This window comes from Clostridium sp. LIBA-8841, assembly GCF_057782475.1.
Map to the genome: position 1 here is coordinate 1,212,996 of NZ_CM173488.1, position 25,949 is coordinate 1,238,944.

Genomic DNA, 25,949 nt, shown 5'->3' on the forward strand with positions numbered 1-25,949 from the left:
ATGTTAAAGAAAAAAATTTCATTAATTATTGTAGCGGCAGTAATATCGAGCTTTTCTACACCAGCTATCATAACTTTGGCAGACGAAGTGCAAAAGGAAAAGGCGGTATTAACTGAAACTCAAGGAACTGGAGAAGAAAATTCAACAGATGCTACAGTCAAAAAATTTGACTTGCTAAACAATGAAAACATTGAAGGGTATAACAAAGTATTCAAAATTGAAAGAGAAAAAATTAAGTCAATAACTAATAATGGGGGACAATATGGAAGTTCATCAATTAACAAAGCTATAGACGGAGACCTTAAAACACATTGGGAAACAGGAACTCCAAATAGAACAGACTTCAAGAATGAAGTTATAATTGAGTTAACTGAACCTACGATGTTAAACAGAATAGTTTATGGTGCAAGACGTGATTCTGCCATGGGTAAAGGATTTGCTAGAAAGTTTAAATTGTATGCTTCAACAAGTGAAAGTGGAGATGATTTCACATTAGTATGTGATGGAGATTATTCAAAATCAAATAGTGATATAGTTCAAATAAAATTTAAACCTACTGAGTTTAAACGTTTAAAATTTGTTTTTGATGAGGCAAATCAAGATTGGGCAAGTGCTGTAGAATTCATGCTTTATAAGCCTGATGATGTTTTAGATAAAATGAATAGATTATTTAAAGATGATACACTAAGTCAGGTTAGTGAAGAATTTAATACAGTAGAAAAATTAGATGCTTTAGAAGAGGAAGCAAAAACACACCCTTTATATAATTCCTTTAAAGAAGACATAGAAAATGCAAAAAGAATACTTAAAAGCAGTAAAATCGAAGCTGAAGAAGCTAAAGTAGAGAAGTTTAATTTACAAGATAATGAAGAATACAATAAACTTTTTGAAATAGATAAAAGTAATATAGAGTCAATAAGTAACAATGGAGGCCAATATTCTTCTCAAAACGTAAAGAATGCAATAGATGGAGACTTAAAAACTTATTGGGAAACTGGAAGAGCAAATGGAAATAACTTTAATAATGAAGTAGAAGTTACTTTTAAAAACAATGTTAAATTAAGTAGAGTTGTGTATGGTGCAAGACCTAGTGATAATAAAGGATTTGCAGAGCAATTTGATATATATGGTTCAACTACATCTAAAGGAGACACATATCAATTAGTAGCAACAGGCTCTTATTCTAAAACTAGTGGCTTTATAGAAGCGAAATTTAAAGAAGCTGAGTTTAAGAGATTAAAGTTTGTGTTTAAAAAATCTGATCAGAATTGGGCAACTTTATCAGAACTTAAATTTTATAAGAATGATGAGTTAGCAGATAAAGTTGAAAATATATTCACTGATAAAACTTATTCAGATTTAAAACCAGAATTTAAAAATAGTGAATACATAAATAATTTAGAACAAGAAGTTCAAAATCATCCTTTAAAAGATGAATTAGCATCAAGATTAAATATAGCAAAAGACATATTAAACAATAAAATTGATTCTGAAAATACAAAGTTTGTTGCTACTCAATATGGAGATTTAGCAAGATACGGCAGTGAAGTTTTAAGCATGTCTAGTATGGGAGAAAATTTCCAAGTAACAGGACTTTATGCCTTACCAGGAGATAAATTAAAAGTTTATGTCAATGCTGAAGCAGGAAAACCAATGCCAAGATTAATCTTTTCACAAAATGAGGGAAGTTATAGTAGTTGGAGAAAAACTGTTAATTTACATACTGGAATTAATGAAATAACTGTTCCAACAGTAAATAGGGATGGAAACTATAAGAGTAATCCTAAACCAGGTGGGTCTATATACATAGAAAACCCATATACTCCAGAGGAACAGGGACAAGCACCTATTATAAGGATTGAGGGTGCTCAAAGATTTCCTTTATTTAAAAAGGGTGATAATGAAGAGGAATTTAAAAATTTCTTAGTGGAATATAAGAAAAAGCTAGATGAAGACAATGCAGCTGGAACTAATAAAGTTCTTGATATAGCTGAGGTTGACTCGGATAGAATGACGTTATCAGGAACTACAACTGGAGCCTATGATGCATATATAAATCAAGGAGTAAAACCTAGTGAGACTACAACTTTCTGGGATCAAACAATGGCGGAGCTATTTAAATACTATGGATTTGATGGAAGTAGTGAAGTTAATAATCCTAAAAATATAAAAGAGCATATGAGATTAGCTCAACCTTTTGGAGCAATGTATGCTTCTGGAGATCATGTTGGAGTTCAAAAAAGTGCTATGAGTGCTATGTTAAATCCAAATTCTATAAAAGGTGGTTATTGGGGATTTATACACGAAATAGGACATAGAATGGATACTAATGGACGCACTTGGGGAGAGGTTACTAATAATATGCTTCCTATGCATATGGGTGTACAGTTTAACAACATAGATAATAGAATACCTTATGAATCAGAGATTTATCCAAATGTTGCACCAAATGAAAGAGATGAAGAATTTGTGCATGGTCATTACTTTGAGAGCTTAGGATTATTCTGGCAATTACAAATGTATGATGAGAATTATTGGCCAAATTTAAATAAGCTTTATAGAGAAAGAAAACCATCTCCAAAGAATGAACAAGAAAAGAGAGATATATTCGTTGAATATTCATCTGATGCATTAAACTTAGATTTATCAGAATATTTCAGACGTCATGGTTTTGTGGCTAGTAAAGAAACTTTAGATAAGTTAGCTAAGTATAATAAGCCTTCTAAAAAAATATGGTATTTAAATAATAGTTCTATAAATTATAAAGGACCTTCAATTGATGAAAGTGCTAAACCAGTTATGAATTCTGAAATAGAAGAAAATAATTTTAGACAACCAGAAATAAAGTTCTCTTCAGATATACCTAATGATGAATTATTAGGATACGAAATAACAAGAAATGATGAAGTTATTGGATTTACTACTAAAACTTCATTTACAGATAAAACAGCAAAAGCTAATACTAAATATGAATATAAAGTGAGAGCTTACGGAAAGGATTTATCTACTTCAAGTGAGAGTGAGCCAGTTAATTACGAAATACAAAGAGCTTATGTAGGCTTTGATAAGAGTAATTGGGAAGCTAAAACTAATTATCTAACAGTAAGTGGAATGGAAGTACCTAAAGCAATTGATGAAAAGTATTCAAAGTATGGTGTTTTTCAAACAAGAAGGGTAACTGATGATGAAATAAAAAAAGGAATAACTAATCCTATGGAAAGTCCATATTTATTAATAGATATGAAAGAAAATAAAGACTTTGATGGATTTGAATATTACAATGCAACAAGTGATAGTAACGGAAAAGGAATGGTTAAAACTTATAATCTTTATATAAGTAATGATGGCAAAAACTTTACTAAAATAGTAGATAATGAGGATATACCACAGGCTTCAGAAAGAGGAAGAAAAGAAGTTTTATTGGATAAAACTTATAATGCTAGATTCATAAAGTTTGAATGTGTACAAAGTGCTCAAAAAGATGGAATAATGACAGTTTCAGAGTTTTCACCTATTAATAAGGAAAAGGATATAGAGGTATCAAACATTGAAATAGTTAGTGAAAATAATAAAAAAGAGATTAATGGACTTGATGAGAGTATAAAATTAACTGCAAAAACAAAACCAATAGGTGCCACTCTAAAAGAAGTAGAATGGAAGGCAGTTGATTCTAAAACTGGTGAAGAAAGCAAAGCTGTTAAGTTAGATGTATCGGGTGAAAATGTTATTGTAACACCAAATTCAACAGGAAAAGTAGAAACTGTTAAGGTAGTAGCTACTTCAAAGTACAACAAAGAGGTAATGAATGAAATAACTATAACTTCAAATGCTTCACAGCTTGCTGAAGAAGGAACTTATAAAGATATAGAAAAGAATAATTGGACAGCTGAAACTAGTGCACCTACTGATTGGAGATATGCACCTAATAAGGCCGTAGATGGAAAAACAGGAGAGTATGATATATTCCAATCTGCTAGTCAAGAAGGAACTAAATATTTAACAATAGATATGAAGAATGAGTTTAGCTTTAATGGATTTGCTTATCATAATAAAGCTAATGGAAACTCAACAGAGGGACAAGTTAAGAGATATAATTTATATATAAGTGATGATGGAGAAAACTTTACAAAAATAGTTGATAATGGTGTAGTTCCAAGAGCAGACGTTAAAGAGCGTAAAAATATATTACTAGATAAAACTTATACTGCAAGGTATATAAGATTTGAGTGTTTAGAAACTCAGTTTGGTGACAATAAGATGGCCGTTTTAGAGTTTAGTCCATTTACAACTGAGAAGAACATACCTGTGAATAAAATGGAGGTTACATCTAAAAATGGAACACAAGAGATATATGAAATAAACACAATTGGAGAAGGTATTGACTTAGATGCGAAAATTTATCCTGAAAATGCTACTGATAAAGATGTTATGTGGAAAGTTGTTGATGCAAAAACTAATGAACCTGTAGACGAGTATGTAACAATAGATGAAAATGGTGTCTTAAAAGGAACAGGAGTGGCATATGATGGTGAAATTAAAATAATAGCTACTTCAAAGGCTGACAATAAAATAGAAGCTGAAGCTAAAGGGCTTGTTGTAAACAACACAGATTTAAATACAATTTCAACAATGAGCAAGTTTAATCTATTAAACAATGAAAGCTTACCTAAATATGATAAAAAATATAAAGAAAATATAGTGGCTATCAGTAACAATGGAAGACAGTATGGTTCAAGCTCTATAGATAAAGCAATAGATGGAAATAGAAATACTCATTGGGAAACAGATACTCCAAATAGTGATAACTTTACTAATGAAGTTATATTAACTATGGAAAATGGTAATGATGTTGTAGATAGATTAGTATATGCTACTAGACAGGATGGAGCAAGAGGAAAGGGATTCCCACTTGAGTATGAATTATATGCTTCAAATACTGAGCCAGGAAATACTTTTAGAAAAGTAGCTGAAGGTTCTTATAGTGGAAACACTGGAGATTTTGTTGAAATAAAATTCACTCCAACTAAAGCAAAGAGATTTAAATTTGTATTTAAAAATGCTAAAGATGGCTGGGCAAGTGCATCAGAATTCTGCATGTATAAAGAAGATAAGTTAAGAGCTACATTAGATGATTTGTTTGTTGATTCATCTAAAAATGAATTAAAAGAACAATATAAAGATATAAGCAAAATAAACGAACTAGAAAATCAGCTTGAGAACTATGAATTAAAAGATTACTACAAAGAAGACGTTGAAAAGGCTAAGGATTTAATTTCTAAGAAACCTGAAATAAAGGTTGAAGATAGCACAATAATTCATATTAAAGATAGCTTTAATGCAATGAACGGTGTTAGAGGAATAGATAATGAAGATGGAAATATAACTGATAAGATTGTTGTTAAAGAAAATAATGTTGACACTTCCAAAGCTGGAGTTTATAAAATTCTTTATGAATTAACTGATAGCTCAGGACGTAAGACATCTAAGGAAAGACGTGTTATTGTAACAACAGAAGAAGAGTATTTAAGTGATATTGACTGGACAAAAGCTACATCAGGATGGAGAACTGTACAAAAAGATAAGAGTGTTCAAGGAAACAAATTAACTTTAAAAGGAACAGATGAAAATAAGAGTTATGACAAAGGAATTGGAACACACTCAAATTCAGAAATAGTCTATGATTTAAGTGGAAAAGATTATTCATATTTTATGGCTAAAGTTGGAGTAGACCAAGAAGTTTCAGGTAACTCAGCTTCATCAGTAATATTCCAAGTATATTTAGATGGAAATAAAGTATATGATAGTGGCATGATGAAATCTGGAGATCTAGAAAAGGATGTATTTGTTGAAACTAAAGGAGCAAAGGAATTGAAGTTAGTAGTAAATGATGGAGGAAATGGAAATTCTTCTGACCATGCAGACTTTGCAGATGCTAAATTATTAGTTATGAATTCTAAACCAGTTTTAAAGGTTGAAGAGGATGCAGTGACAAAGGTAGGGCAACCATTAGAGAGCATAACTGGGAAATATACAGCTACAGATGTTGAAGATGGAGATTTAACTTCAAAGGTTGTTATTGGAGGAAATGTAGACTTTAATAAAGCTGGTATCTATAGAGTAACTTACTCTGTAGAAGATTCAGATGGAAATACTACTGAAGCAACAAGAACAATTAAAGTAATTGATATGAAAAATAGCACATATTTAAGTGATATTGATTGGATATCAGCAAATAATACTTATGCAAAAGCTAATAAGGATATATCAGTAAGTGGTAATCCATTAAGATTAACTGATGAAAATGGACAAAGTGTAACTTATGAAAAAGGTATAGGAACACATTCAACATCAACAATAAAATATGATTTGACTAAAGGAAATTATGGTTATTTCTCAAGTTATGTTGGAGTTGATAGACAAATGTATGGTACTGTTGGATCAGTAACTTTTGAAGTATGGCTTGATAATAAGAAAGTGTATGATAGTGGATTAATGAATTCTACTTCTACTCAAAAGTATATAGAAGTAAATCTTAAGGGAGCAAAAGAGCTTAAGATTATAGTTACAGATGGTGGCAATGGAAATGGTTCAGACCATGCTACTTTTGGAGATACAAAACTTTACTATGTAGAATAAATTTTATTATATAGATAGAAGTGTAGAGGAGATAATCCTTTATACTTCTATTTATTTTTAGTCGTATTGATTTTTAGAAGTTTTTATACTTAATTTAAGATTTAGTGAAATACTTTATTCTTAGTGATTTATAAGAAAAGAGAGAGTTTTATTTTAGATATGGAAAGATATCAAATAACTTTAGTTATATTGTTAAATTTTGGAATGATAGAAAAATATATTGACTAAATAAGATTAGATGCTATAATAAATTTGTGTTTTAAATGATATTGAATATCATTAATATATATTAACGAGAATCAAAAAAGAAGTTGGAGGACAAATGATGAAGGGATTTAAAAGATTAGCAGTTTTAGGACTTGCAGTACTTACAGTTGGAATGTTTGTTGGATGTTCAGGTAGTAAGACTAGTGAAGGAAATAGTAATAATGGGGAAAAAAGAGTTGTACAATCTGTAAAGGGAGAAGTTGAAATACCAGCTAATCCACAGAGAATAGTTGATATTTCTGGTAGTACAGAAGAGTTAGTTCTATTAGGACATACTCCTGTGGCTACAGCAAATGTGGATTCATACAAAACGGATCAAGTGCCATCATACATGGCAGATAAATTAAAAGATACAAAGATAGTTGGTCATTCTATGATGGATACAGCTGATATAGAAGGGATATTATCAGTAAATCCAGATTTAATAATAATGTCACCTAGACAAGAAAAAATATATGATCAATTAGCAGAAATAGCTCCAGTGGTTGTGATTAATGATAATTCAAATGACTGGGAAGCCAAGTTTAAAGATATAGCAAAGTTATTTAATCAAGAAGATGAAGCTCAAAAGTGGTTAGATGATTACTATAAAAAAGCAAAAGAAGTAGGAAATGAAATTAAGAAAGCAAATGGAGATGGAACTTACTTAACTGTTTTAGCTAATTCAGGACAATTTATGGTATTTACTGAAGGTGGAATAGGAACAATCTTAAAGGATGATATGGGATTACCTCAACCAAGTAAAATGCCAAAACAAGATAGTATAACATTACCTACAGTTACTCTTGAAGGACTTACTGAAATAGATGCAGATCACATAATAGTTTTAGGAACAGAGTCAGATAAGGCTAACTTAGAGTCAAGTAGTGTTTGGAAAGAAATGAGAGCGGTTAAGGATGGAAATGTAACAATGCTTGATGTAAGTCCATACTTTACTCAGGCTTACAACCCAATGGGAAGAGAACTTTTATTACAATCAATTAAAGATGAGCTTGTAAAATAGTACATATTTTTAGTAGGTGTAAGATTTAAAATTTTGCACCTACTATTTGAATTTTAGTAGAAGATTTTTAGTAAAATAATTATTTAACTCAGGTGATACTTTAAGGAGGACAACTTATGAAAATACAAAAGAAAAAGACTTTAGCTTATTGGCTAATGGCTATAGGGCTGGTACTTTTGATTAGTGGAATTATTTTATCCATATCTATAGGAGCAAAGGATATTGATTTCTCTATGATAATAAAGTCTATTTTCACAAATGATGCAGATGTAAATATTAAGATAATTAGAGATGTAAGGATACCTAGAGCTCTTGCGGCCGCTTTAGTAGGTGGTTTTTTAGCTGTAGCTGGCGCTATTATGCAAGGAATAACTAGGAATCCAATTGCAGAGCCTTCTGTAATGGGAATAACTCAAGGTGCTACATTTATGATAGCTGTGGCATTTGTTCTTCAAAGAATATATCCTAATTTAGTAATAAATAGCTTTGCCCTTATGATATTTGCCTTTTTAGGGGCTAGTATAAGCGGTCTTTTAGTATATTTCATAAGTTCAAGATCCTCTAGAAAAGTTGATCCTGTAAAGTTAGCTCTTGCAGGTACAGCCTTAGGAACTTTACTTATATCTTTAGCTATGGGTATATCAATGTATTTTAATTTATCTCAACAATTAAGTTTCTGGGTATCAGGAGGATTAGTTAGTGCTAAGTGGGAAGGTGTAATCTTATTAGCTTTAGTTGGAGGAATAGCTTTTATTGGAGCTATGATTATATCACCTAAAATAACAATTTTAAGTTTAGGAGAAGAAGTGGCTATAGGTCTTGGGCAAAAAACTAATCTTGTAAGATTTATAGCTATAATGATAGTTATATGTTTAACTGGAGCCTCTGTTTCTGTAGCCGGTAATATTGTCTTTGTAGGTTTAATAGTTCCTCAAATATGTAAGGCAATAGTAGGATCAGATTATAAATATATAATACCAAGTTCTATGATATTAGGAGCTGTTTTATTAGTATACAGTGATATATTAGCTAGAGTTATAAATCCTCCTTATGAAACACCAATAGGATCTTTAACGGCTTTATTAGGAGTTCCTGTGTTTATATACCTAGTTAGAAAGGAAGGTAAGTAAATTATGAATATAAAAAAGAATCATAGATTTATTTTAGTTACGGGAATTTTAATAGGATTAATCTTTATTACCTTCTTAATAAGTTTGAACATGGGTTCATTATCAATAGAACCAAGTGAAGTCATTAAAACATTAATTGGACAAGGTACTAAAAGTAATGAAATTGCTATCTTTAAGTTAAGACTGCCTAGAATACTAATAGGAATATTAGTAGGAACAGCTTTAGCTACAGCAGGAACTATTTTACAAGGGGTTACAAAAAATGATTTAGCTGATTCTGGAATACTTGGTATAAATTCAGGTGCTGCTTTATTTGTTGTAATTTATATGTACATAATGAATGGAAATGTATATGATGGAGTGAGCAATTTAACTATATTTACTATGCCTATAGTGGCTTTAGGTGGAGCAATTTTTGGGGCATTTTTAATTTACATATTAGCATGGAAAGATGGAATAAATTCATCAAGATTATTATTAATTGGTATAGGAATAAATATAGCTTTTACATCATTATTAACAATATTTCAATTAAGATTTACTACTCAAGAATTTAATAGGGTTATGGCTTGGATATCAGGAAGTATATGGGGAGCAAGCTGGAAATATGTTTTAGCAATACTACCATTCATAATTATATTTATGGCTTTAACTATATATAAATCAAGATATTTAGATGGATTAAATTTAGGTGATGAAGTTGCCACAGGAATAGGCATAGAGGTTGAAAAGGAAAGAAGAAAACTAATAATATATGCTGTTATATTAGCAGGAGTAGCAACATCTGTAGCCGGTAGCATAGGATTCTTAGGTCTAGTTTCTCCTCATATTGCAAGGAAGCTGGTTGGACCTAAGCATAAAAAATTAATTCCAACAGCGGCTCTTATTGGGAGTTTAATATTGTTAGTATCTGATACTATAGCTAGAAATTTAATTGCGCCAATGGAAATGCCAGTAGGAATAATAGTATCCATAATAGGTGTTCCATATTTTATTTATTTAATGTTATCAGAATAAATTTTTTGAGTGTTAATAATTAAAGTTTTACGAAAGCAGAGGAGATAAAGATGTATTGTATAACTACAGATAGTTTAAATATTTCATATGGAAGTATAGATATAGTTAAGGATTTAAATTTAAAAATACCAAAGGGAAAGATAACTACCATAATAGGTTCTAATGGATGTGGAAAGTCTACAGTATTAAAGACAATAGCTAGAATTTTAACTCCTAAGAGCGGGGATATATATATAAATGAAAAAAGTATAAAGGAACAATCTTCTAAGGAACTAGCAAAAACCATGGCTGTATTACCTCAAAGTCCTCAAGCACCTAATGGTCTTACTGTAGAGGAATTAATAGGTTATGGTAGATTTCCTCATCAAAAAGGTTTCGGTAAATTAAAGAAAGAGGATAAAAAAGTGATTCAATGGGCACTAGAAGCTACTGGTTTAATTGAATTTAGAGAAAGAGATATAGAAGACTTATCTGGAGGACAAAGACAAAGAGCTTGGATTGCAATGGCTTTAGCACAACAAACAGATATACTTATACTTGACGAACCAACAACTTATTTAGATTTAGCGCATCAATTAGAAATTCTAAACTTACTAAAAGAGTTAAATGAAAAGCAGGGTACAACAATAGTTATGGTTATTCATGAACTTAATAATGCTGCTAGATTTGCTGATTATATGATAGGTATGAAAAGTGGAAAGATAGCTTGTGAGGGAACTGCATACGAAGTTATGACAAAGGAAAATCTTAAAGAATTATTTAATATAGATGCAGAAATCGTACAAGATCCAAGAAACAACAAACCTGTATGTGTAACTTATGATATGTTATAAGGATATATTAAAAAATATCAAATATATTTCAATATAATTTAGATAAATAAGAGACTGTGAAAAATCTTAAAATAATATTATTTTAAGTGTTTTCACAGTCTCTTTTGTTTTATAAAAAAGAATTGATTAGTATATTTATCTTTTAAAATTAATTTTTTAGAATATATTACTAGCTTTATTAAATCAGGAAATTGATTTTATTGATTTAAAAATTAAAAGTGATGAAAGTAAGAATATAAAAGATATTATTGATTGAAATAAATTTATTGCAAGCACATCTATAAAAAATATAGAAATTAAGCTTGTTGAAATATTGATGAATAAATGTATTAAAGAAACCTGGATTAAGTTTTTATTTTTAGTATATATTACAGCTAAAAATATACCAGCTGAAAAAGTAAATAGTAAGATTAAGAGTGATTTAAAGTTAAAAAGATTGCCGTAAAGAATGGGGCTTATTAAATGAATAATGGAAAAAATAAAGCTTGAAATAATTATTTGTTTTTTAAAACTAAATTTTCTTAGTTCATAAAAGGCATAAAATCTGAAAACAATTTCTTCTTGAAAAGCACCAGTTATTAAATAAAGTAAATTAGTGAAAAATGCAATCCAATTAGGGTTATTATATGGATTAAATGGAAATAAGATTGCTGCAAGAGTAAAAAATAAAACAATTATAAAAATTATATAAAGAACAGTGCTTATAAGAATATGTTTATTTAAATATAGGGTTGGCTTAACCATTGAAAATTGTTCTTTTAGAGAAGTTCTTTTAAATATAAGTAAGTATATTGATAATGAAATCAATATTAAAGGTAAAATGTGAATATTGATAAATTTAAAAGTTAAATAACAATTAATAAAAGAACATAAAGTGAGTATGAAAAATAAACTGCAGAATTTTTTGATAATATAATTATTATTCAATCAAGGACCTCCTTATTAAATCTCTATATTTTTACAGACTATTATAAAAATTAATTAGAGGAGCTATTAAAGTTTTATCCGTAAAGTTTACAACTTGTCCGTAGGTTTCTAACATCATTTTTGTTTCTTCATCTCTTTTATCTTCAGTTATTCTATCTAGAGATTTTTTTAACATGGCCATCATAGATCGATGGATAAAGTTTAATTTTTTATAGTCAATAGCACCTCTAAAATGAAAAACTTTAATTTTGCTTTTCATTTCTTCAGATAAATTTTTATTTAAGATAGGAGTAAATTGTTCTTTATTATCTGGATTTGCTAATCCTACAGTAAATAATATTATATTTTTATCTTTCAGTTTATTAAAGGTTTTTCTTATTAAAGAAAAACCAGCAATTCCACTAGCATAAAGGCCTCCACCATATATTATGGTTTTATATTTTTCTAAATCACTGGATTTAATTTTAGAGCTTTCGAAAATATCTGCATTTAAAGTTTTACTAATCCATTGAGCATATTTTTTAGTAGAACCATATCTAGATTTATAAATAACCACTGTATTATTCATTTGAATCCTCCTAATTTAAAAGTATATTAGATAACTATGAGATTTTAGCTAAAAGATATTTTAAAAGCACGATTTTTATAAGTTATTTGTACTATTAATTGGTTTAAATTGGAATTGAATATATAATAGCATATTTATAGAGAAGTAGATATATGAAAAGATATGTTTCTAATTAAAAAGAAATATTGTTAAATAACTTAAAACTTAAAACTAGATAAAAGGTGGTTAATAAATAGTGTGGAATAAGATTAATATAGAAGAAATCAAATAGACAAAAAGTTAAAATTCTTATCTATATTTTTGTGGAGGGTAAAATAGTGGATTTAAATATTAGGGAAGCTAATATTAATGACTTTAAAGAAATTAGTAATATTAGAAAGATGATAGGAGTTAGAGAGAACATACTTTCAAATAATGATGAAAAAGCAGAAAAAATTAAGGAGAGAATTCTAAATAAAAGAAAAGAGGAATATTGGTATGTTGCTGAACTAGGAGATAAAGTTATAGGGTTGGCTATATTAAATGGTCATTGTAATCCAAGAAAAAAACATGTTGCATCAATAACATTAATGGTAGATAGTAGCTATCAAAATAAAGGTGTTGGAAAAATGCTTATGGATAAGTTAATAGATTTAGGTGAGGAACTTAATATTATAAGATTAGAGTTAAGTGTATTTAGGGATAACTATAAGGCTATAAATTTATACAAGAAGTTTGGCTTTTTAGAAGAAGGAATAAAAGTAAAGTCAGCCCTGAAAAATGGTGAATATACTGATGAATTGATGATGGCTAGAATAAAAAATAGTTAACAAATATTAAGATATATTAGGAGGAGAGAAAAATGTATGAATATAAGTTTGTAAATGTTCCGGTAGATAAATCTTTTAAGACTAAAAGAGGATATTCCTTTGAAAAATGCAAAGAGATTATAAGAGAAGAGGCTAAAAATGGGTGGAGATTGAAGCAAATAGTTACACCAATTAATGAAAAGACAGGAGTTAATGTTACTTATGCTTATGAAATAATTTTTGAAAGAAAAATAAGCAATGAAATTTAATAAAATGAACTTAAGAACTCTAATAATAGTTTTAATAGTTTTAATTCCTTTTATATGGGGAACTAATTTAGCTGCAATATGGTTTAGTGACATGGGAACAAGAGAAGTTTCTATTATTAATAGAATAGGAATTTCATTTTTAGTATTGGGACCTTATTGGATAATTTTTATAGTTGGAGTATTTAGAAATTTAAAAAGAAAACTAATAAATTATAAAGCGTTTAATATAATGTTCTTTGTAATTTATTGTTATTACTTCTTTTTAATAAATATGATTGTTAATAACTTGATGTTACAGGTAAAAAAGATTTAATTATGCAGTTTGTAATTAAAAGAGACTTAAAACTAGATTTTAAAAATATTAATAATATTGCACTTTATAATCAAGCTTATGATGAAGTGAAAATGAAGACAAGATAATATAAGGTATGTATAACAAAAAAAGAGTTGCTAATAATGACAACTCTTTTATTATTTAAATATTACTCAGATAATTTTTTATTAATTGCAAACATTTCGATTAGGTAGTAAATAAAACAACCTCCTACTGGAATTAGTAGATAAACATATTCAAATTTAAAAACAAAAAATGTAAACTCTGTTATTACTAGAATAGCACCAATAATTATAAAGGTCATGCTTATCAACTCTGTAATATAATCTTTATTTTTAATTTTGCTTTCATCACAATAGTTTTCAATTCTTTTAAAGTAGAAAAGATAATATCCAAGTTTAAATTTCTTATTTTTAAATATATAAAGACCTGTAAATAAAAATATTAACCCGACAATAAGAATAAGAATTAAAACCATAATATTCTCTCCTTTCACACTTACTTTTGATTACTAAATTTTTATTTTTTATATAAATAATTTTTAGCACTAAAAAATAAGTGTACATCTCATATCTTTTGTTTAATAGTTGTATAGATTTTTTAACATTCATAAATTTAGCATTAATTTTATAAGTTTATTTAATTATTTAGGTTAAATGAAAAATTAAGTTTAATTAGTGAAATTTATCTAATAAGTAATATTTAAACAATTATATACTAATAATTATAATACAATTTTGAACCAATTTAAACACGTATAAATAATATTTTCCAAGAAAGTGGGATTAGATTAAATATTATAATTTTTAAAGAAAAAAGCGGTTGAAGAAGAATTATTTTATTTGATAAATTTAGAGATTTAAACAATTAAGATTCCTTTTTTAGACTTAATCAATTCTTATTTGAAAATTTTTTCTGAAAAAAGTTTTATTTTTTTGTCATATTATGTGATTTTGCTGAATATACATATAAAGTCATAAAAGTAATACTAGATTTTTTGGGGGGATAAAAAAATGAGAAAAAGAGGTATCATGAGTAAACGTTTGCTAGCTGCTTTATGCATGGCATCAGTAACAACATCATTATTTGGTTTTGGAGGAGTTGAGGTTAAAGCTTCACCAAATATTCCATATGACCAAAAGGAATCATTAGCACCATTAGGAGAGGTTTACAGCATTGAGACTTTATTAAACTGGAATCCAGAAAGTGATCCAGATGCGAAGTACAACAGAGCAAGTATTGAACTTCAAGACAGATTTATGGGGGACATAGTAAATGAAAATGCTCACCCAGAAGCGAAAATAATGAATGTAGCTTTAACTAATCCATATGTGGACAAGGCACCATCACAAGGTAGTGATTCAATGGATGCATATGTGTTCTCATATTGGCAGTATGTAAATTCATATGTTTATTGGGGAGGATCAAGTAGAGGGATATTTGCACTTCCAACTCCAGATGTAGTTGATAATGCACATAAAAATGGTGTCCCAGTTTTAGCTACAATAGGCTTTCCATGGGGACCAGGAGAAGGATATGCTGAGCAAGTAAGATCATTCCTTCAAAAAGATGAAAATGGAAACTTCCCAGTAGCAGATAAAATGATTGAAATAGCGGAATACTATGGATTTGATGGCTATTTCTTCAATCAAGAGTCTTATGGTTGTGTAAAAGACGATGCAGATAGAATGATAGAAATGCTTGAATATATTAAAAAGAAAGCTCCAAATATGGTTATAGGCTGGTATGATTCTATGACTGTTGATGGAAATGTTAAGTGGCAAGATGCATTAAATAGTAAGAATGCTCCTTTCTTCCAAAATGGAGAAAATAGAACGACAGATGAGTTCTTCTTAAATTATAACTGGACTCCAGAAAAAGTAGAAACTTCAGTTAGTACTGCAGTTGGTTTAGGTAGAAGTCCTTTTGATGTTTATGCAGGCTTAGATGTTCAGCAAAATGCATATAATACACCATTTAATGATGATTATTTATTGGATGAAAATGGAAAACTCAGACTTTCATTAGCTATGTATACTCCAAATTCAACATTCTCAATGGCTAAGGATGTTTATGATTTCTATAATCATGATCAAAAATTCTGGGTAGGACCAACAGGGGATCCTTCAAAATCAGATACAGAACAAGATTGGGTTGGATTAGCTAATTATGTTCCAGATAGATCAGCAATAAACGACTTACCATTTGTGACTAACTTTAATTTAGGACATGGTGAAGATTATTATATAGATGGGTCACTTTCAAGAGATGAAGAGTGGAACAATAGAGCAATGCAAGAGTATTTACCAACATGGAGATGGATAGTTGAATCAAACGGTCCTAAATTATCACCAGACTTTGATTTCAAAACAGCTTATAATGGAGGAAGTTCATTAAAGGTTGAAGGAAATTTAGAGGCTGCAAATCCAAATCATATAAAACTTTATAGCACAGACTTAGCTATAGAAAATAATTCAACAGAATTATCAATTGTTTATAAAACTGATTCAGTTCCTAATATGAAGGTTGGATTATGTTTTGGAGAAAACTATGATGAGGAAAACTTTACATTCTTTGATGTAAATGCAGTAAGTAATGGGGCATGGACAGAAGTTAAAATACCTTTAGGAGATCATATAGGCAAAACAATTTCTGCAATATCATTAAAGTTTGAAAGTCAGGAAGATATTGAAAACTACAAGATAAATGTAGGACAAATATCTATAGAGGAAACTGCTGAAAATAATAAAGGATTAAAAAATAGCAATGTTGTTTTAGAAGAAACAATGGTTCACAATGCAAACAGTGCAGAAGCTAGAATTTATTGGGATGGATTAGAAGCTGGAAATGATGATGATCTAGCTTTTTATGAAATATATAGAATTAAACCAGATGGTTCTAAAGAACTTATGGGAGCAACTCCAAATGATGCTTACTATGTTCAAGAGTTCAATAGATATGGCGAAGAAATGGAATTTGATATTGAAGTAGTGCCTGTAGATGTAAATTACAATAGAGGAGAAGGAAAGAAAGTAACATTTAATTGGGGAATTCCTAACGATGCCACAGAAATTCCTGAAGAAGAAAATCTTGTGAATTTTGCATTAAATATGCCAGTTAAAGTAAGTGCAGAGGGCGCTGCAGAGCCAGGAATTAAAGCCGTTGATGGTACAGTAGATAATAATAGTAAGTGGTGTGCAGCCGGAGTAAAAGAAGGATGGCTGGAAATTGACTTACAAGAGCCTAAGACTATTCAAAGATGGGTTGTTATGCATGGAGAAGAAGGTGGAGAAGCTAAGGATACTAATACAAAAGATTTTGCTTTAGAGGTTTCATATGATGGTGGAGAAACATATGAAGAAGTTGATGTTGTAACAGGAAATCAGGATGCTGTTACTGATAGAAACTTAGCAGAACCAATAGTGGCTCAACATTTAAGACTTAGAATAGATGACTCAGGTGATTCACCTTGGGCTGCAATAAGAATATATGAATTCCAATTATATGAAGATACATTTGTAGATCAAACAACTGAAATTCCAATGAGATTTGTAGATGCTAAAAATAATAAGGGTGCAAATGACTCTGTATTAGTTACAAGAGGTAAAGAGGGACAAACTGTTAATCTTTATAAATCATTAAATGATGAAACTCCTTTTGTAACTTCTACTATAGGTGCTAATGGTGAAGCTAAATTTGAAGGCTTAGACTTTGGCAAAGATGGTGGCAGAATTTACTATGGAATAGTTGAAGAAGGTAAAGAAGAAAGCTTAAGAATGAGTGTTCCTTTTGAAGGAGAAGAGTGGGAATATTCAAAAGCTCCAGAAAACTTTGAGTTAATTCCTTATAAGGCTCCAGGAATGAATGGAGAAAATCCTAATTATGGTACTTTAAAAATAGAAGATTTAGAAGCTGGAGATGTGGTAAGTATATTCAGTAGTGCTGATTCAATATTCCCAGATAAGGTTAGTATACCTGTGGCTAAAGGTGGAGATACTGCTATATTAGATAGAATACCTGTGAATCAAGAAGGTGGAGTATTCATATTAGAAGTTAAAACAGAAGGCAAAAAAGCTAGAAGAATTGAAGTTCCATATTCAGGATTTGGAGAAATTACAATGGCAATAGAGGAAGGTGCACCAAAAAATCTTAGAACAATTGATGTTCAAAAGAAGAGTGTAAGTCTTGCTTGGGATGTACCAGAAAATACTTATGGATTAGATGGATATATAATTTACAAAGATAATAAAATGGTTGGAGAAGTTTCAATGAGTGAAACTGAATTTACAGTAGAAAAATTAAATAGACACACAATCTATAACTTTAAGGTTGCTGCTAAGTACTCTAATGGAGAAATTTCAGAGAGAGAGTCAATAACAGTAAGAACAGCTAGATAGATAAACTAAAAAGGTTAACAATAATGATATTAGACAGGTTCATATATCCTTTGGATTCTGTCTAATATCATTTTTTTTATTAACTTTTGATTATTTAAAAAAGTTTATATTTTTAATTCTTTATTAATAGCCTAGCTTCTTTAATTATTAATATTGTTATTGAATTTAAGGACTTTATGTTAATATATGCTTGAAGTTTTGGAGGGAAGATAGGTTCTTAATAATATTATTGTAGATAGATAATATGAGTTATAGAATAGATTATATTTGTTATATATTTAAATTAAAAATAAGTTTTTTAAAACTTTAAAGGAATTTGGTTGTATTAGAAGAAATAATTAAGAAACTGATTTAAATATAGGAGGGGAAAATGGAAAGGCAAAAAAGTGATTTGTATCCAAAAAAGAAAGAATCTTTTATACAAATAATAATAGGAGTGTTATTTGGAGTATTAGCTTTCTTTGTATTTCTGTTATATAGCAAGGATATTTTCAATATTAAGACATTAACAGAAAATATACCTTTGTGGGTAAAGATAGTAATATTCATAGTTTCATATATATCTTCTGTAGCATTACATGAATTAGGACATTTTATTGCTTTTATAAAAAATGAAATAAAGATGAGAGCTTTATATATAATGTTTTTATTGTTTATAAAGAATAAAGGGAAGTGGAATTTTAAATTTAGATTTAATGCTGTAATGCTTACAGGAGGTATAGCTATTCCGTATATTCCAGAGATAAAAAGTGAAGAGGAATTAAAGTATTACCAGAAAGCTTTTGCTAAGTCAATTATAGCAGCGCCTATAGTTACAATATTAATACCAATAGTTTTTGGATTAATATCTTTTGGAATAATATCAATTTATCCTAATAATACCCTAAAGGGAATTCTTATATTTATAACAACTGCTTTATTTATTATAAATATATTCTTAGCTTTGTCTTGTTTAATAAAAAATGAACTTGCTATTGGAGATTTTCCTGCTTTTAAGATGTGTAAAGAGGATAAGTATTTTATGGCTATTATGCTTCAACAGTATAGAACTATTCAGGGAGAATATGAATCTAAGAATAGCTATTTAAATAGAATTCTTAATGAGTATATCAAAGAAGAGTTTAAGGAGAAATCTATTAATATATTTACGCTTGGAGTTATAGATAACTCTTTAACTATATCATTAGCTAATAAGGGAGAAGCTCTAAGTAATATAGAGGATTATCTAAAATATTTTGAAGAGAATCCATATGTTTTATTAAATAGCAAGTTAACAAGTGTAAGGATAGTATTATTTAGTGTGATAGAGTATTTAGCTATTGAAAAAGGTGAATTTGATAGGGCTAAATTATTATATGAAAAAGTTAGTGATAAGTTAAATAAAGATAAAAAGAATAAGATTATAGAATATCATATAAAGCAGTGCGAGCATTTATTTGGAATTAAGGATAATAGAGCATTTTTATTAGATAGAAATAATATTAAGGTATCTGAAGAATGGCCAATATGGAGTATATTTGAGGAATATTATGAAGTTGAAGACGAAATAAATGAGAAAATCTTTAAAAGTAGAGTAGTTAATTAGTATTTACAACTCTTTAGAAAGGCATTTTTAGGCTTTTTTCAAGAGTATTTATTTTTTGAGATAACTCCTGGATATCTTTCTTGGCAAGGTGAGTATTGGCTTGTGCATTGCAATGATTTATGTGAATATATAGGTCCTATTGGTACAAAAGAATTAGAAGATATGGGGATACTAAAAGAAGTTTTAGAAGATTATCATGAAAAAGAGCCAATAATGGATATTGAGTATTTTAAAAAACATTTAAGTAAAGATGGAGGTATCGCAGGATATTTATTTAGATGTCTACATTGTAAAAAGTATATAATATGGGTTGATATGTCATAGCGCTAAACCACTATTGTGTAAATTTTCAGCTTAGGTGGCTCTTACCTTTATATATTATAATCTTATAATAATATTATAGAGTAAAGATTTTAGTTATTTATAATATTTATATTTGGAGGATAGTAATATGAAGGTCGGAATAATTATGGGAGGAATTTCTTCAGAGAGAGAAGTTTCTTTAGTAAGTGGAGAGTCAATTTTTAATCATATAGATAAAGAAAAGTATGAAGTAAGTAAAATTATAATAGATAATAAAACTGATATTATAGAAAAAGTCAAAGACATAGATTTTGCTTTATTAGCTTTACATGGAAAGTTTGGGGAGGATGGGACTGTTCAAGCCTTCTTAGATATAATGGATATACTATATTCAGGTTGTGGAGCTTTAAGTAGTGCTTTATGTATGGACAAGAATTTAAGCAAGAAGATATTAAGAGATGAAGATATAAGAACAGCTAAATGGACGACTGTTAAGTCAATAGAAGATATTGATTATGAGAAAATTGAAGAAATAGGTTATCCTGTCTTTGTTAAACCTAATAGTGGTGGATCAAGTGTTGCTACATTTAAAATTCATAAAAAAGAGGATATAGAAGAGGCGGTTAAGGAAGGCTTAAAGTATGATGAGGAAGTAATGATTGAAAAGTTTGTAAGAGGAAGAGAGATTACTTGTCCTATACTAAATAATGAACTTTTCCCAATACTTGAAATAAAGGCTAAAACAGAGTTTTATGATTATGAACAAAAGTATTCAGTAAATGGAGCAGAACATTTACCAGTAACTTTAGAAAAGCCTTTATATGATGAGGTTAAAGAAATGGCATTAAAAGCTTTTAATGCTTTAAAATGTGAAGTGTATGCTAGAGTTGACATGATAGTTTCTGAAGAGGGAGTTCCATATCTATTAGAAATAAATACATTACCAGGGATGACAGCCACAAGTTTATTCCCTCAAAGTGCTGAGGAAAGAGGAATGACATATTCTCAGTTTATAGATTCTATAATAGAAATATCATTGAAGAAGACTAAAAAATAATAGAATAAATATTTATAATAGTTAATAAAATTTAGAAAGTATCAAGTTTTTGATACTTTTTTATTTAGGAATAAATGGAAAATTTTGTTTAAAACACTTTTTTATTTAGGTATAATTAATATATATATATATATAAATTTTTAGATATAAAGTTATTAGAGGGGGATTAAATAACTTAATAATTAATGGTGTGAGGGGATATTTATGAGATATAGAGATTTGTTACGTAAATACAATGAGTATAAAAGTGATGATAAAAAATTTGAATATAAGTATATTTATGATGAAAATTTAGAAAAAATAAATTTAAAATACAGTATTAAGAGTATAGCTGGAGTAGGAAATGAATTTTCACAAATAAAGAATGTAATGACATGGGTACATGATAGTATTAAACACAATGGAGAAGTAGTTATTCCTAGTGAAAATTTAAATATAGATGGAATAATAGAAGGAGGAAGGGAACAAGGTGGAACATGTTTTAATTTAGCTATTGCTTTATCAGAAGCCTATTTATCTTTAGGTTTTAAAAGTAAATATGTTAGATGCAGACCTATGAATTACGAAGATAATCATTGTCATGTTGTCGTGCAAGTTTACTTAAAAAACTTAAAAAAGTGGATAATGATGGACCCTTCTTTTAATTCTTATGTTATGGATTCAAATAAAAATATATTAAATTTGCAAGAAATCAGAGATGCTCTTATTAAGGGAGAGGAGCTTCTAGTTAGTGATGAGATTAATTTGAATGGACAAGTATTTAAAAAAGAAAAATATATAGATTATATAAGTAAAAATATTTTTAGGTTTGAGACTACTCAAATTAGTGGATATAATTCAGAGAATATAAGAGAAAATAAGTTAGTAGAATTAGATCCATTAAATTATGATGGAAAAGATAATAACCTAAAAAAAATATCCTGTGCAGAAAAATATATTAAAGAAAATTTTATAGATGATGAGGATCTTGTTGAGTTTTATAATAATATAAAAGATAGAGCTTTAAATGAAACAATATACACTAATGATAAGGAAATGTTTTGGAATATTTAAATGAAATTAAATAGAGTTTTGAGAGAAGAGCCTATTTAATATAAGCTATGTATAAAATTTATTAGCTTATATTTTAAGAAGGCTTTTTTTGTATATAATAATCAGTATTATAAATATTTATAGACTATTTTAATAATTATTTAAAATGAATTTAAAAACATGTTTAGTTTTTTTATAATTATTAAATAAAATTTTTATATCTAAAAAATCATCTTTCTTAGATGGATAAGATTTATTTCAAATTAAAAAAATTACATTATACTTATATGTAGGAGATGGTTTTATGAAAAAAATGTTAAGCAAAGTTTTTTCTTTAAAATTATTAAATTTATCTGCATGGTTAACAGTAATATTAACTATAATATCAAGAGCTGGGGTTAATTTTGAAGGATATAGAACCTTTGGATTTCCTTATAAATATATAACTCTTGTTCATAGCGGTTCTGACTTTAAATCTAGCTTACTTTTATCATGTCATATAAATTTATTCGCATTTTTAATAAATATAATAACGATGTACATATTAGTTTTAATTGTAGAAATAGTAATAAAGATAATAGATAAAAGAAGAGCAAAAGAAAAATCTATTACTAATTCAGTGTCTAAGGAAAGATGATTAATAGTGTTTAAAGAGTCAATTATTGAAGGGTAATCTTTATTAATTGACTTTTTTTCTTTAGTTACTTTGAATAATATTTAGATATGTTGTATATTAGATGAAAAAGGTAATTAATGTTTATAGCATTAGGAAAAGAGGTAGTAAATGGATTTATTTGTTTCAGATTTAGACGGAACTTTATTAAATAAGGATCAAATTATATCAGACTATTCAAAGAGAGAACTTAATAAATTAATAAACACAGGAGTTAATTTTGCAATTGCAACAGCTAGGAGTCCAGCTACTGTTTCAGAAATTTTAGAAGGAATCAATATAAAAACGCCTGTTGTACTTATGAATGGTGTTATGATTTTTGATGTTGAAAATAAAAAGTATATAGATGTAAAAGAAATAGACAAGGCCAGTGTTAAAGAGGTAATTAAAATACTTGAAGAGTATAATAAGACATTTTTTCTTTATGGAATAAAAGATGATTATTTATGGGTTTATCATAAAGATTTTACTTATGATTTTGAAAAGGAATATTATGAGGAGAGATGTAATAAGCCTCTTAAGTCATTTAAGAAGGTTGAAAGTTATTTAGATGTTTTAGAAGATAATCAAATAGTAAATTTCGTGTTTTTTGAAAATGATGAAGCTATAGCTAAAGAATTATTTGGGAAGATAATGAATGTACAAGGGGTTACAGGTAACTGCTATAAAGATATATATAATGATGGAGCTTTCTTCTTAGATATTTATAATAAAGATGCTTCTAAAGCTAATGGAATAAAGTTTCTAGCAGATTATGTAGAACATAGTAAGGTTATAACTTTTGGTGATGGAGAAAATGATGTTCCTATGTTTGAAATAGCAGATGAATGTTATGCTTTAGAAAATGCTTCAGATGATTTAAAGGCTATAGCAACAGAAGTTATTGGTAATAACAATGATGATGCTGTTGTTAAGTTCTTAATTGAAAGATTAAAATAGACCATAGTGTATCTATTAGCAACTTTAATTATAAATAGCTAATAGATATTGTTTTTTATTATATTTATATAAATAGGAGGAAAAATGAGAGCAGATTTTGATTTGCCTATATTTGATAAAGAGAAATTAGAAAAGGTAGAGAAAATTATTGATGGAATATGTTAAAATTGTAGTGATTATATATTATGGCCAGGAAAATGTCGGGTTAATGAGAATCTTACACCAAAAGAGTTAGCTAAAAGAATACTTAAAGATTCAAAAGAAAAAATAATATATCTATAAAAAATAACTTATATTTGTAGTATAAAAGTAAACAAAATTTAGTGTAAATAAGAATATCTAATAAATTCGAAGGTTTAGGCTTTCTATAGAGGTTTGATTGAGAAAATATAGAGGAGTATAATAATTTTAAGGTACATAATTTAATTATGTATTAAATCTTTGCTTAAAGGATATAAATATAATAATATATTTATACTTAAGGGGGAGAATATTATGTTTAAAGAAAAACTCAAAGATTTATTAACTCAATGTGGTACTGTAGAGTTAGTTCTCCATGATGATGAACTAAATTTATATGCCATGACACTATGTGAAGAGTGCCAATGCGATGTAATAAAAGAGCTAGGTATAAAAGGAACTGGAGTAGAAAATTTAAAAGATATAGTACATTCTTTAGGATATGATTTTGTTTCCTTAAAAGAATATTATGAAACTGGAACTTGTGATGAATATGGCAATAAAATGACTTGTTGTTGTAATGATGATTCTTATAAGATTGTTAAGGTTAATTTTAACAAAGACAATGAAGATGATTATTACATGGCATGGGCAACCATCTAAAAGCTGCTTAATTAGTGGCTTTTTTTATTTGTATCCAGTTTTACTCAAAAAAAGACCAGTTATACATAAAATATTGTTTAAGGTATTTTGGTGAGTTAGCATTTTATTAGAAGTGTTTAAAAAATACTTTATTAATTTATAATTTTTGCTATATGTTTTTTCTCAAGAAAACTTTAATCTTTAAAATATAGTAAAAAAGTCAAATAATTTTAAACTATTTGTTTCTGTTTTGTACTTTTTACAATTTTTTATTTTTGTAAAATTAACTTGTACAATTAAATTGAATGGGGGATAAACTTATGAGAAAAGGAGTAAAATTTGGCCTTTTTTTTAGTGTACTTATATGCTTAGGTACTTTTGTAGGCTGTAAGTCATTAAATGAAAAACATGTTGAAGCAACGGAGAGTAAAGAAGTTACAAACATTAAAGGGTCAGATGATGAAAAGACTAATGAGAAAAAAACAAATGAATTGGAATACTTATCTTTTGAGGAAGATCCAAATGCTGAGGATGCTAAAGTTGTATCAGAATATACTAATGGTCTTTTAAAAGGAACATTACAGTATCCAGTAAGAAAAGATGGAAAGAAAGTAGCATATTTAACTTTTGATGATGGACCATCAACAACTAATACACCAGAGGTTTTAAACATATTAGATAAATATAATATAAAAGGAACCTTTTTTGTAACTGGAAATTCTATAAGTGCTGGTGATAAATCAAAGGATTTATTGAAGCAAATCGTAAAAAATGGACATGCTATAGGAAATCATACATATAGTCACGATTACAAATACCTTTATCCTAATAGAAAAATGAATGTTAATAATATAATTTCAGATATAAATAAAAATAATGAATTAATGAAAGAAGTATTAGGAAAAAACTTTTCAACAAGAGTAGTTAGATTTCCAGGAGGATATTGGTCTTGGCAAGAAAGAACTCCTATGAAAGAGAAAATGATGGAAGTGGGAATTCAAAATATTGATTGGAATGCTTTAAATGGAGATGCAGAAGGAAAGAAGAAAAATTCTACTGAGTTAGTGGAATTTGCTAAGAAAAGTATAGATTCTTTAGGACCTAATGCAGATAATGTAGTAATTTTAATGCATGATACTTATGGAAAAGAAGAAACTGTTAAAGCATTACCAAGCATAATAGAATATTTACAAAGCAAAGGTTTTGAGTTTAAAAGCATTAAATAAATATAGAATATATTTTCAGAAGTATTTTAAAAACTACTAGAGACTGTAGGGAAATCTGTGTAAAAACAAATTTCCCTACAGTTTTTTTGAATACTTATATGGAGAGTTTGGAACAATATTCTTAATGTTTTTAAAGAGGAATT

20 protein-coding genes are annotated in these 25,949 nt (G+C 28.2%); 17 read left to right on the top strand and 3 right to left on the bottom strand.

All coding sequences use genetic code 11. From position 1 onward, the window contains the following. The 5 genes from AC2A4K_RS05210 (at position 1) to AC2A4K_RS05230 (ending at position 10,886) form a co-directional block, all read left to right on the top strand. On the top strand, positions 1-6,636 hold the full coding sequence (locus AC2A4K_RS05210; RefSeq protein WP_322504024.1) for an NPCBM/NEW2 domain-containing protein: 6,636 nt from the start codon (positions 1-3) through the stop codon (positions 6,634-6,636). 325 nt (positions 6,637-6,961) lie between these two features. After that, positions 6,962-7,906: an iron-hydroxamate ABC transporter substrate-binding protein gene (locus AC2A4K_RS05215; protein WP_322504318.1), complete on the top strand. Its 945-nt coding sequence runs from the start codon at positions 6,962-6,964 to the stop codon at positions 7,904-7,906. 116 nt (positions 7,907-8,022) lie between these two features. Continuing rightward, the gene (locus AC2A4K_RS05220; protein WP_322504023.1) at positions 8,023-9,036 is read left to right on the top strand and encodes a FecCD family ABC transporter permease; all 1,014 of its coding nucleotides are present in this window, start codon (positions 8,023-8,025) and stop codon (positions 9,034-9,036) included. 3 nt (positions 9,037-9,039) lie between these two features. Then, positions 9,040-10,053, top strand: coding sequence for a FecCD family ABC transporter permease (locus AC2A4K_RS05225; protein ID WP_322504022.1), 1,014 nt, complete (start codon positions 9,040-9,042; stop codon positions 10,051-10,053). A 50-nt stretch (positions 10,054-10,103) separates the two neighbouring features. Further along, positions 10,104-10,886: an ABC transporter ATP-binding protein gene (locus tag AC2A4K_RS05230; protein WP_322504021.1), complete on the top strand. Its 783-nt coding sequence runs from the start codon at positions 10,104-10,106 to the stop codon at positions 10,884-10,886. A 183-nt stretch (positions 10,887-11,069) separates the two neighbouring features. Here the strand turns inward: AC2A4K_RS05230 and AC2A4K_RS05235 are convergent, their stop codons facing one another. Both AC2A4K_RS05235 and AC2A4K_RS05240 read right to left on the bottom strand, forming a co-directional pair. Next, on the bottom strand, positions 11,070-11,813 hold the full coding sequence (locus AC2A4K_RS05235) for a CPBP family glutamic-type intramembrane protease (protein WP_322504020.1): 744 nt from the start codon (positions 11,811-11,813) through the stop codon (positions 11,070-11,072). A 31-nt stretch (positions 11,814-11,844) separates the two neighbouring features. After that, on the bottom strand, positions 11,845-12,381 hold the full coding sequence (locus AC2A4K_RS05240) for a flavodoxin domain-containing protein (protein ID WP_322504019.1): 537 nt from the start codon (positions 12,379-12,381) through the stop codon (positions 11,845-11,847). Positions 12,382-12,698: 317 nt separating this feature from the next. Between AC2A4K_RS05240 and AC2A4K_RS05245 the strand changes: the two genes are divergently transcribed. Genes AC2A4K_RS05245 through AC2A4K_RS05255 form a run of 3 tightly spaced genes read left to right on the top strand, consistent with a single transcriptional unit; the run spans position 12,699 to position 13,751 of the window. Continuing rightward, positions 12,699-13,190, top strand: coding sequence for a GNAT family N-acetyltransferase (locus tag AC2A4K_RS05245; RefSeq protein ID WP_322504018.1), 492 nt, complete (start codon positions 12,699-12,701; stop codon positions 13,188-13,190). A gap of 32 nt (positions 13,191-13,222) precedes the next feature. Further along, entirely contained in the window at positions 13,223-13,438 is a 216-nt protein-coding gene (locus AC2A4K_RS05250) for a DUF4177 domain-containing protein (RefSeq protein ID WP_322504017.1), read from the top strand. After that, a complete protein-coding gene (locus tag AC2A4K_RS05255) occupies positions 13,428-13,751 on the top strand; it encodes a hypothetical protein (RefSeq protein WP_322504016.1) in 324 nt (107 codons plus the stop codon). Before AC2A4K_RS05250 ends, AC2A4K_RS05255 begins: the two co-directional genes overlap by 11 nt. Positions 13,752-13,920: 169 nt before the next feature. Here AC2A4K_RS05255 and AC2A4K_RS05260 read toward each other — a convergent pair whose 3' ends face one another. Beyond that, positions 13,921-14,250, bottom strand: a complete 330-nt coding sequence (locus AC2A4K_RS05260; RefSeq protein ID WP_322504015.1) for a hypothetical protein — start codon at positions 14,248-14,250, stop codon at positions 13,921-13,923. 535 nt (positions 14,251-14,785) lie between these two features. On the opposite strand from AC2A4K_RS05260, the gene AC2A4K_RS05265 reads away from it, so the two are divergent. From AC2A4K_RS05265 to AC2A4K_RS05305, 9 genes are all read left to right on the top strand, one after another. Next, positions 14,786-18,169 (top strand): endo-beta-N-acetylglucosaminidase, encoded by a 3,384-nt coding sequence (locus AC2A4K_RS05265; RefSeq protein WP_322504014.1) that lies wholly within the window; start codon positions 14,786-14,788, stop codon positions 18,167-18,169. 370 nt (positions 18,170-18,539) lie between these two features. Next, the gene (locus AC2A4K_RS05270) at positions 18,540-19,754 is read left to right on the top strand and encodes a site-2 protease family protein (RefSeq protein WP_322504013.1); all 1,215 of its coding nucleotides are present in this window, start codon (positions 18,540-18,542) and stop codon (positions 19,752-19,754) included. 60 nt (positions 19,755-19,814) lie between these two features. Further along, positions 19,815-20,078, top strand: coding sequence for a CbrC family protein (locus AC2A4K_RS05275; RefSeq protein ID WP_322504317.1), 264 nt, complete (start codon positions 19,815-19,817; stop codon positions 20,076-20,078). A gap of 127 nt (positions 20,079-20,205) precedes the next feature. Beyond that, the gene (locus AC2A4K_RS05280; protein ID WP_322504012.1) at positions 20,206-21,114 is read left to right on the top strand and encodes a D-alanine--D-alanine ligase; all 909 of its coding nucleotides are present in this window, start codon (positions 20,206-20,208) and stop codon (positions 21,112-21,114) included. Positions 21,115-21,318: 204 nt separating this feature from the next. Continuing rightward, positions 21,319-22,167 (top strand): transglutaminase-like domain-containing protein, encoded by an 849-nt coding sequence (locus AC2A4K_RS05285; RefSeq protein WP_322504011.1) that lies wholly within the window; start codon positions 21,319-21,321, stop codon positions 22,165-22,167. Positions 22,168-22,450: 283 nt separating this feature from the next. Next, the gene (locus AC2A4K_RS05290; protein ID WP_322504010.1) at positions 22,451-22,783 is read left to right on the top strand and encodes a hypothetical protein; all 333 of its coding nucleotides are present in this window, start codon (positions 22,451-22,453) and stop codon (positions 22,781-22,783) included. 147 nt (positions 22,784-22,930) lie between these two features. Further along, on the top strand, positions 22,931-23,758 hold the full coding sequence (locus AC2A4K_RS05295; protein WP_322504009.1) for an HAD family hydrolase: 828 nt from the start codon (positions 22,931-22,933) through the stop codon (positions 23,756-23,758). Between the two features lie 495 nt (positions 23,759-24,253). After that, the gene (locus AC2A4K_RS05300; protein WP_322504008.1) at positions 24,254-24,601 is read left to right on the top strand and encodes a hypothetical protein; all 348 of its coding nucleotides are present in this window, start codon (positions 24,254-24,256) and stop codon (positions 24,599-24,601) included. Positions 24,602-24,900: 299 nt separating this feature from the next. Then, complete coding sequence (locus AC2A4K_RS05305) at positions 24,901-25,806, top strand: polysaccharide deacetylase family protein (RefSeq protein ID WP_322504007.1); 906 nt, start codon at positions 24,901-24,903, stop codon at positions 25,804-25,806. Positions 25,807-25,949 lie beyond the last annotated feature (143 nt).